General features: G+C 71.9%; 13 protein-coding genes. 12 read left to right on the forward strand and 1 reads right to left on the reverse strand.

Annotated elements, in window-relative coordinates; genetic code table 11:
- The 10 genes from RIM90_RS28665 to RIM90_RS28710 form a co-directional block, all read left to right on the forward strand.
- Window positions 1-410: ABC transporter ATP-binding protein (locus RIM90_RS28665; protein WP_375165592.1), on the forward strand; the 410-nt coding region annotated here is incomplete at its 5' end.
- On the forward strand, window positions 407-1663 hold the full coding sequence (locus RIM90_RS28670) for a cysteine desulfurase (protein WP_309063660.1): 1257 nt from the start codon (window positions 407-409) through the stop codon (window positions 1661-1663). The genes RIM90_RS28665 and RIM90_RS28670, both read left to right, overlap by 4 nt.
- An 11-nt stretch (window positions 1664-1674) precedes the next feature.
- Entirely contained in the window at window positions 1675-2139 is a 465-nt protein-coding gene (sufU, locus tag RIM90_RS28675; protein ID WP_309063661.1) for a Fe-S cluster assembly sulfur transfer protein SufU, read from the forward strand.
- Window positions 2136-2468 (forward strand): metal-sulfur cluster assembly factor, encoded by a 333-nt coding sequence (locus RIM90_RS28680; RefSeq protein WP_073942328.1) that lies wholly within the window; start codon window positions 2136-2138, stop codon window positions 2466-2468. The genes sufU and RIM90_RS28680 overlap by 4 nt, the downstream gene beginning before the upstream one ends.
- Window positions 2469-2559: 91 nt before the next feature.
- Window positions 2560-2880 carry a multidrug efflux SMR transporter gene (locus tag RIM90_RS28685; protein ID WP_309063662.1) on the forward strand — a complete coding sequence of 107 codons (321 nt, stop codon included), beginning with the start codon at window positions 2560-2562 and terminating at the stop codon, window positions 2878-2880.
- The gene (locus tag RIM90_RS28690) at window positions 2880-3422 is read left to right on the forward strand and encodes a TetR family transcriptional regulator (protein ID WP_309063663.1); all 543 of its coding nucleotides are present in this window, start codon (window positions 2880-2882) and stop codon (window positions 3420-3422) included. The genes RIM90_RS28685 and RIM90_RS28690 overlap by 1 nt, the downstream gene beginning before the upstream one ends.
- An 88-nt stretch (window positions 3423-3510) precedes the next feature.
- Entirely contained in the window at window positions 3511-4500 is a 990-nt protein-coding gene (dapD, locus tag RIM90_RS28695) for a 2,3,4,5-tetrahydropyridine-2,6-dicarboxylate N-succinyltransferase (protein ID WP_309063664.1), read from the forward strand.
- Between the two features lie 135 nt (window positions 4501-4635).
- Window positions 4636-4875, forward strand: coding sequence for a hypothetical protein (locus RIM90_RS28700; RefSeq protein ID WP_309063665.1), 240 nt, complete (start codon window positions 4636-4638; stop codon window positions 4873-4875).
- A gap of 190 nt (window positions 4876-5065) precedes the next feature.
- Complete coding sequence (locus RIM90_RS28705; RefSeq protein WP_309063666.1) at window positions 5066-5623, forward strand: SigE family RNA polymerase sigma factor; 558 nt, start codon at window positions 5066-5068, stop codon at window positions 5621-5623.
- Window positions 5620-6858 carry a WD40 repeat domain-containing protein gene (locus RIM90_RS28710; protein WP_309063667.1) on the forward strand — a complete coding sequence of 413 codons (1239 nt, stop codon included), beginning with the start codon at window positions 5620-5622 and terminating at the stop codon, window positions 6856-6858. Before RIM90_RS28705 ends, RIM90_RS28710 begins: the two co-directional genes overlap by 4 nt.
- Here the strand turns inward: RIM90_RS28710 and dapA are convergent.
- A complete protein-coding gene (dapA, locus tag RIM90_RS28715) occupies window positions 6855-7781 on the reverse strand; it encodes a 4-hydroxy-tetrahydrodipicolinate synthase (RefSeq protein ID WP_309063668.1) in 927 nt (308 codons plus the stop codon). The genes RIM90_RS28710 and dapA overlap by 4 nt on opposite strands.
- Before the next feature lie 171 nt (window positions 7782-7952).
- Here dapA and RIM90_RS28720 point away from each other — a divergent pair, with 171 nt between their 5' ends.
- The gene (locus tag RIM90_RS28720; protein ID WP_309063669.1) at window positions 7953-8372 is read left to right on the forward strand and encodes a phage holin family protein; all 420 of its coding nucleotides are present in this window, start codon (window positions 7953-7955) and stop codon (window positions 8370-8372) included.
- A partial coding sequence (locus tag RIM90_RS28725; protein WP_309063670.1) for a DUF3618 domain-containing protein occupies window positions 8369-8723 on the forward strand: 355 nt, incomplete at its 3' end. The genes RIM90_RS28720 and RIM90_RS28725, both read left to right, overlap by 4 nt.

Below are 8723 nucleotides of genomic sequence, written 5' to 3' on the forward strand. Positions count from 1 at the left end.
GCACCTGGGTGAAGGAGGTCAAGGAGGCCATGGAGCGCCTCAACATGGACCCCGCCTTCGCCGAGCGCAACGTCAACGAGGGCTTCTCCGGCGGTGAGAAGAAGCGCCACGAGATCCTCCAGCTCGAGCTGCTCAGGCCGAAGGTCGCGATCCTCGACGAGACCGACTCCGGCCTTGACGTCGACGCGCTGCGCGTGGTCTCCGAGGGCGTCAACCGCGTCCGCGAGACCGGCGAGGTCGGCACCCTGCTGATCACGCACTACACGCGCATCCTGCGCTACATCAAGCCCGATTACGTCCACGTCTTCTCGGCCGGCCGCATCGTCGAGTCCGGCGGCGCCGAGCTCGCCGACAAGCTGGAGGAAGAGGGCTACGAGGCCTACACCACGAAGGGTGGCGCATCCGCGTGACACAGCTGCCGGGCCTCCTCGACACCGAGGCGATCCGCAAGGACTTCCCCATCCTGGACCGCGTGGTCCACGACGGCCGGAAGCTCGTGTACCTGGACAACGCGGCGACCTCGCAGAAGCCGCGCCAGGTGCTGGACGCCCTGAGCGAGTACTACGAGCGCTACAACGCCAACGTCCACCGCGGTGTGCATGTGCTCGCCGAGGAGGCCACGGCGCTGTACGAGGGCGCGCGCGACAAGGTCGCGGAGTTCGTCAACGCGCCCTCGCGTGACGAGGTGATCTTCACCAAGAACGCCTCCGAGTCGCTCAACCTCGTGGCCAACATGCTCGGCTGGGCCGACGAGCCCTACCGGGTGGACCACGAGACCGAGATCGTCATCACGGAGATGGAGCACCACTCCAACATCGTTCCGTGGCAGCTGCTCGCGCAGCGCACGGGCGCGAAGCTGAAGTGGTTCGGCCTCACCGACGACGGCCGCCTCGACCTGTCGAACATCGACGAGATCATCACCGAGAAGACGAAGATCGTCTCCTTCGTGCTGGTGTCCAACATCCTGGGCACGGTCAACCCGGTCGAGGCGATCGTGCGCCGCGCCCAGGAGGTCGGCGCCCTGGTGTGCGTCGACGCCTCGCAGGCCGCGCCGCACATGCCGCTGGACGTCCAGGCCCTCCAGGCCGACTTCGTGGCCTTCACCGGCCACAAGATGTGCGGCCCGACCGGCATCGGTGTGCTCTGGGGCCGCCAGGAGCTGCTGGAGGACCTGCCTCCGTTCCTCGGCGGCGGCGAGATGATCGAGACCGTGTCGATGAGCTCGTCGACGTACGCGCCGGCCCCGCACAAGTTCGAGGCGGGCACCCCGCCGATCGCCCAGGCGGTCGGTCTCGGCGCGGCGGTCGACTACCTGTCGTCGATCGGCATGGACAGGATCCTCGCCCACGAGCACGCGATCACCGAGTACGCGGTCAAGCGCCTCACCGAGGTCCCGGACCTGCGCATCATCGGGCCCGCCACGGCCGAGGAGCGCGGCGCCGCGATCTCGTTCACGCTGGGGGACATCCACCCGCACGACGTGGGCCAGGTCCTCGACGAGCAGGGCATCGCCGTCCGGGTCGGCCACCACTGCGCGCGGCCCGTCTGCCTCCGGTACGGAATTCCTGCGACCACGCGGGCGTCGTTCTATCTGTACTCCACGCCGGCCGAGATCGACGCCCTGGTCGACGGCCTGGAGCACGTACGGAACTTCTTCGGATGAGGGGCTGAGGCGTGAAGCTGGACTCCATGTACCAGGACGTCATCCTGGACCACTACAAGAACCCGCACGGGCGGGGCTTGCGGGATGGCGACGCCGAGGTGCACCACGTCAACCCGACGTGCGGCGACGAGATCACGCTGCGCGTGAAGTACGACGGCACGACCGTCAGCGACGTCAGCTACGAGGGCCAGGGCTGTTCCATCAGCCAGGCCAGCGCCTCCGTGCTGAACGACCTGCTGGTCGGCAAGGACCTGTCCGAGGCGCAGAAGATCCAGGAGACCTTCCTGGAGCTGATGCAGTCCAAGGGGAGGATCGAGCCCGACGACGCGATGGAGGACATCCTGGAGGACGCGGTCGCGTTCGCCGGGGTGTCCAAGTACCCGGCCCGGGTCAAGTGCGCCCTCCTCAGCTGGATGGCGTGGAAGGACGCGACGGCCCAGGCGCTGGGCGCCGACGCCGAAAGGACAACGGCATGAGCGAGACCGTGGAGATGAAGCCGGCCTCGGAGGAGGAACTCCGCGAGGCCCTGATGGACGTCGTCGACCCCGAACTGGGCATCGACGTCGTCAATCTGGGCCTGATCTACGGCATCCACATCGACGACTCCAATGTGGCGACCGTCGACATGACCCTGACCTCCGCGGCCTGCCCGCTGACGGACGTCATCGAGGACCAGGCCAAGTCCGCCACGGACGGCCTGGTCAGCGAGCTGCGCATCAACTGGGTCTGGATGCCGCCGTGGGGCCCCGACAAGATCACGGACGACGGCCGTGAGCAGCTGAGGGCGCTCGGCTTCAACGTCTGAGACGCACGGCACTTCGTCGGGAACGGCGACGCCCCACGGGGCGTCGCCGTTCCCGTGCGCGGTCCGAGGGCCGTTGTGTACGCTCGTACACATGGGATACCTGCTGCTGGCCGGAGCCATCGCCGCCGAGGTCGTCGGCACCACCGCCATGAAGTACAGCGACGGCTTCAGCAGACTCGGGCCGTCCCTGCTGACCCTCCTCGGCTACCTCGTCTCCTTCGGGCTGCTCGCGCAGACGCTCAAGACCCTCTCCGTCGGCACCGCCTACGCCATCTGGTCCGGCGTCGGCACCGCCGCGATCGCCACCATCGGGATCGTCTTCATGGGGGAGGGGATGACCCTCGCCAAGGCCGCCGGCATCGCGCTGATCATCGTCGGCGTGGTGGTGCTGAACCTGGGCGGCGCGCACTGATGGCCCGGCGCCACGATCCCGAACGGCGGCAGCGGATCATCGACGCGGCGATCCGGGTGGTGGGCCGCAGCGGCATCGCCGGGCTCAGCCACCGCAGCGTCGCCGCCGAGGCCGACGTCCCGCTCGGCTCCACGACGTACCACTTCGCGACGCTCGACGAGCTGATGGTCGCCGCCCTGCGGCAGACGAACGAGGGCTTCGCCAAGGTGGTCGCCGCGCGCGGCGGCCTGGAGGATCCGCGGACCGACCTGGCGGCCGAGCTCGCCGCGCTGATGGGCGAGTGGCTGGCCGGGGACCGCACCGGCGTGGAGCTGGAGTACGAGCTGTACCTGGCCGCCCTGCGCCGGCCCGCCCTGCGCCCCGTCGCGGCCGAGTGGTGCGAGGGCGTCGCCGAGCACCTGTCCCGCCGCACGGACCCGGTCACCGCCCGCGCCCTGGTCGCGCTGATGGACGGCATCTGCCTCCAGGTCCTGCTGACCGGCACGCCCTATGACGAGGAGTACGCCCGGGAGGTGCTGGCCCGGGTCGTCCCGCGCCGCTGAGAGCCGCGGCCCCGGGCCTCTCGCCCGGCACGTGAGACGCCGGCGCACCGGTTCGCATCGCCGGGCTCCCGCCGGTTAGGTTGCCCTCATGACCGACACGACTGCTCACAGCACCACCGGCGCCGTGGCCGCCGGCCTCGCCACCGTCGCCGCCGACGGCACCGTCCTCGACACCTGGTTCCCCGCGCCCGAACTCACCGCCGAGCCCGGCCCGTCCGGCACCGAGCGGCTCTCCGCCGAGCAGGCCGCGGAACTGCTCGGCGGCGGCGCGACCGCGGCGATCGGGCCGGACGCCCGCCGTGGCGTCGAGGTCGTCGCGGTCCGCACGGTCATCTCCTCCCTCGACGAGAAGCCGGTCGACGCGCACGACGTCTACCTGCGCCTCCACCTGCTCTCGCACCGCCTGGTCAAGCCGCACGGCCAGAGCCTGGACGGCATCTTCGGCCACCTCGCCAACGTCGCCTGGACCTCGCTCGGCCCGGTCGCCGTGGACGACATCGAGAAGGTGCGGCTCAACGCCCGCGCCGAGGGCCTGCACCTGCAGGTGACCTCCATCGACAAGTTCCCGCGCATGACGGACTACGTCGTCCCGAAGGGCGTGCGGATCGCCGACGCCGACCGGGTCCGCCTCGGTGCGCACCTCGCCGAGGGCACCACCGTCATGCACGAGGGCTTCGTCAACTTCAACGCCGGCACGCTCGGCACGTCGATGGTCGAGGGCCGCATCTCGGCCGGTGTCGTGATCGGCGACGGCACGGACATCGGCGGCGGCGCCTCCACCATGGGCACGCTCTCCGGCGGCGGCAACGTGATCATCTCCATCGGCGAGCGCTGCCTGATCGGCGCCGAGGCGGGCGTGGGCATCGCGCTCGGCGACGAGTGCGTCGTCGAGGCCGGCCTCTACGTCACCGCCGGCACCCGCGTCACCATGCCCGACGGCCAGATCGTCAAGGCCCGCGAACTGTCCGGCGCCTCCCACATCCTCTTCCGCCGCAACTCCGTCACCGGCACGGTCGAGGCCCGGCCGAACAACGCGGTCTGGGGCGGCCTGAACGAGGTGCTGCACAGCCACAACTGACCCCGTTCCCGTGGCCCGTCCGCTCACGTATGGGTTACTCCCCGTGACTTCGAGGTCTTTTTGGCAGATGAACGGGTGGACACAGAGTCCGATCAGACGCCGGAACGACTGACGTACAGGAAAAGGGGACGGGCGATGACGAACGAGCGACTGTGGGGCGTACTCCGTTGTGTGACGGGGGTGATCGGAGTCCTGGCCGTGGTGGTCCTGTGCGGGACCCTGGCCGATTCCGCGTACGCGGACGAGACCACCACCGGCTCCCACAACGGGCCCCGGGTCGGACTGCTCAACGTCAATGTCGGGCAGGTCGACGACCCCGCGGAGGACGTGCTGGAGCACTTCCTGCTGTTCGGGGACGGATACGCCTGGAGCTGACGGTTCCGGAGCGGAGTGAACGCCTCGGCGGGCCGGGGCCGCATCGCGCCGACGCGCGCGGTGCGGCCCCGGCCCCCGTTCGTTCCGAGGTTTTCCCGTGGGCGGTGGCATAGCGGGAGGCGTCCGCGCGCGTCCATAGGGGCGCAGGGGGCGGGCACCGGGTCCGCTCCCGGGGGAAGAGAAGGTGACGATGGATGCCGAAGCGCAGGAGAGTTTCCGGGAGTTCGTGGCGAACCGGTCGTCCGCACTGCTGAAGACCGCGGTCCTGCTGAGCGGCGGTGACCGGCACGCGGGCGAGGACCTGCTCCAGAACGCGCTGATCAAGGCGGCGGGCCGCTGGCACCGGATCGACGAACCCGAGGCCTACGTCCGGCAGATCCTCTACCGGCAGCAGATCGGCCGCTGGCGTCTGAAGTGGCGCGCGCGTGAGCTGAGCGTGGCCGAGCCGCCGGACGTCGGCGCGGACGGGGAGGCCTCGGCCGCCGCCGAGCTGCGCCTGCTGATGCGCGGCGCACTGGCCCGGCTCACCGCGCGGCAGCGCACCGTGCTGGTGCTGCGCTACTTCGAGGACCTGCCCGAGGCCGAAGTGGCCCGCATCCTGGGCTGCTCCGTCGGCACGGTGCGGTCCACCACCCACCGCTCCCTGGCCCGGCTGCGCGCCCTCGCGCCCGAGCTGCGGGCCCTCGGCCCGGCCGGCACCGAGCGGCAGCCGTCCCGTGACTACTCGCCCGTGGAGGTGCGGTCATGAACGTCGACGAACTCGTGCGAGACGCGTTGCGTGAGCAGGCAGCGGAACTGGCGGCGCCCGGACCGGGGTTCGCCGACCGCGTGCTGGCGGTGCGCCGGCGCCGCCGTACGCGCAGGCTGGCCTCCGTCGTCGCCGCCACGACGGCCGTGGTCGCGGTCGCCGTCGGAGTGCCGCTGCTGGACGCCGGGAAGGAGGACGTCCGTCCCGCCGCCGTCCTGGAGGGGAACGGCATCTCCGCGCACCCGGACCAGTCACCGCCGCGCGACCTGATCGCGGCCGGCCGGTCGGTGCTGGCCGCCTACTACACGGCGGAGCCCGTGACGCGCTCGGACGACCGGGCCGTGCTCACCCGCACCTACTGGCTGCTCGACCCGGGGACCGGGAGGTACGAGAAGGACGACCGGTGGTCGTTCGTCGCCGTCGCGCCCGGCGCGCGCACCGCGGCCGTCCTGGAACGGGAGCTGCCCGCGCGGCGGATCGGCATCCTCGACCTGGCCACGGGCCGCGTCGACCGGTGGATCCCCGTCGACCGCGGGGTCGGCGGCCTCGCCTTCTCGCGCGACGGCGGCAGGCTCGTCGCCACGACGTACGGTGCGCACCCCGACCTGATGGTGCGGATGAAGGCAGGGGCGGGGGAGGGCTTCCCGGACGACGAGGTCTGGGTGCCGCAGTTCGGCGGCACGTCCTCCCGGAGCGGCTTCTACGTCCTGGACGTGGCCGACGGGCGGGGCGCCTGGAGCCCGGTCGCGAAGCGCCGGGACGTCAACGGCCGGCAGGACTTCGCGTTCTCCCGGGACGGCCGGCTCGTGTACTCGCAGGTCATCGGGGGAAGCGACGGACTGCAGCAGTTCCACGACCTCGCCGGGAAGGAGGTCGCCGCGCCCGCGGACGAACGGCACCTGCGGTCCGACGTCGGCGCGCGGCTGTCCCCCGACGGCAGTCTCGCCGCGCTCGGGCTGACGGCCGAGGCCAAGGACAAGTCCTGGTCCGAGATCCGCGATCCGCGCACGGGCGAGGAGGTCGCCCGGGTGCGCGGGGCGCAGCTGCTCGCCTGGGTGGACGACCGGCGGCTCATCGCCTGGGAGCGGGCTCCCGGGTCGCAGGAGTACCGGCCGCGGCTGGTCCTGGTCACCATCGGCAGCGAGAAGGTCGTGCCGCTGAGCGGGGTGCGCGAGCCGGACGAGGCCTTCGAGACGGTGGAGTGGGAGCCGGTGTTCGTCGAACGCCGGGCCTAGAGCGGGCCGGTTCCGCCGGGGCCGGCCAGGCGGTCGTACACGGCCCTGAGCCCGACGGTCGTCTCGCGGCCGGCGGGCCTCAGGGGCGGGCGGACCGGGCCCGCGGGCAGGCCCAGCGTGGTGAGCAGGGCCTTCGCCGTGACCGTGCCGGGGAGGCCGTCTGCCATCATCGCCTCGATGAGGGCGGTCACCCGCTGCTGGAGGCGGGCCGCCCGGGCCGTGTCACCCGCGTCGAAGGCGTCCAGGACGGCACGGACGTGGTCCGGGACGACGTTCGCGACCGTGCTGACGCAGCCCGCGCCGCCGACCGCGTACAGGGCCAGGTTGTGCTCGTCGCAGCCCGCGTAGTACGCGAGGTCCGTGCGGGCGAGGACCTTCTGGGCAGCCAGGAAGTCGTACGAGCAGTCCTTGACGGCCACGATCCGGGGGTGCTCGGCGAGGCGGAGCAGGGTGTCGGGCTCGATGCGGACGCCCGTGCGGGCCGGGATGTCGTACAGGACGAGGGGGAGCTCCGTGGTGTCCGCGATCTCGCGGAAGTGCGCCTCGATCGCGTCCTGCGGGGGCCGGCTGTAGTACGGGGCGACCACCAGCAGGCCGTCGGCGCCGGCCTGCTCGGCCTCGCGGGCCAGTCCGGCGGTGTGGCGGGTGTCCGAGGTGCCGACGCCCGCGATGACCGACGCGCGGGTGCCCACCGCCCGGCGCACCGCCGTGATGAGGGAGGACTTCTCCGCGTCCGTGGTGGTCGGGGACTCCCCTGTGGTGCCGGAGAGGACCAGGCCGTCGCAGCCGTGGGTCACCAGGCGGTCGGCCAGCCGCTGGGCGCCGTCGAGGTCGAGCGCGCCGGTGGGGGTGAACGGGGTGATCATCGCGCACAGGGTGCGGCCGAAGGGACGTGCCGTGGGGGAGGGCGGGGGAGAGGACATGCGAGTAGTGTCGGCGGCGTCACCGTGAAGATCTACTGACGATTTCTGTCGGGTACGGGTAAGCGTTGCTGCGGGGTGGTGGGTGGCGGCTCCTCGCGCCCCGTCCGGGTGCGGTAGTGAGAGGCGGGCAGGGGTACCCGGGTGTCCTCGACCGAGAGGAGGCGGTACACCGTGACCGGGACCATCGAGCAACGGCCGGTTCGCGACGAGCACCACAGCGTGGGTGAGCTCGTCGGGCAGGCCACCGAACAGCTCTCGCGGCTCGTGCGGCAGGAACTGGCCCTCGCCAAGGAGGAGCTGTCCGAGAAGGGCCGCCGTGCCGGACGCGGTGGCGGGATGCTGGGTGCGGCAGGGGCGTTCGCCTACGCGGGGCTGCTCGCGCTGGCCGGTACGGGTGCTGCCGCCCTCTCGCTGGTGCTGCCCGTGTGGGCGGCGGCGCTGATCGTCACGGCGGTGCTGTTCGCCATCGCGGGTGTGCTGGCCGTCGCCGGTCGCAGTCAGTTGCGCAGGGCCACGCCGCCCAGGCCCGAACGGGCGATGGGCAGCGTGAGGGCCGACGTGGAGGAGATCAAGGGAAGGGCGCACCGATGACGCAGGACGTGACGCGCGCGGGTTCCCACGTGGGTGCGAGCGCGGAGGGCGCGGCCGCTGCTCAGGGAGCGAAGGGGCCGGACGAGCTGCGTCGGCAGATCGAGCAGACGCGGCACGAACTCGGTGACACCGTCGAGCAGTTGGCGGGCAAGATGGACGTCAAGGGCAGGGCCCGGGCCCGGGCGGACGATCTCCGGGACAAGGCCGGGGCGATGACCGTGCAGCTGCGGAGCAGCGCCGCCCACGCGGGCCGGACCGGGATGCGGTACCGGCGGCCGGTGCTGATCGCCGGGGCGGCGGTGGGGGCCGTCGTCGTCGTGGGCACGGTGATGCGGCGCTCCATGGAGCGGT

The organism is Streptomyces sp., assembly GCF_031181555.1.
Lineage (GTDB): Bacteria > Actinomycetota > Actinomycetes > Streptomycetales > Streptomycetaceae > Streptomyces > Streptomyces fimbriatus.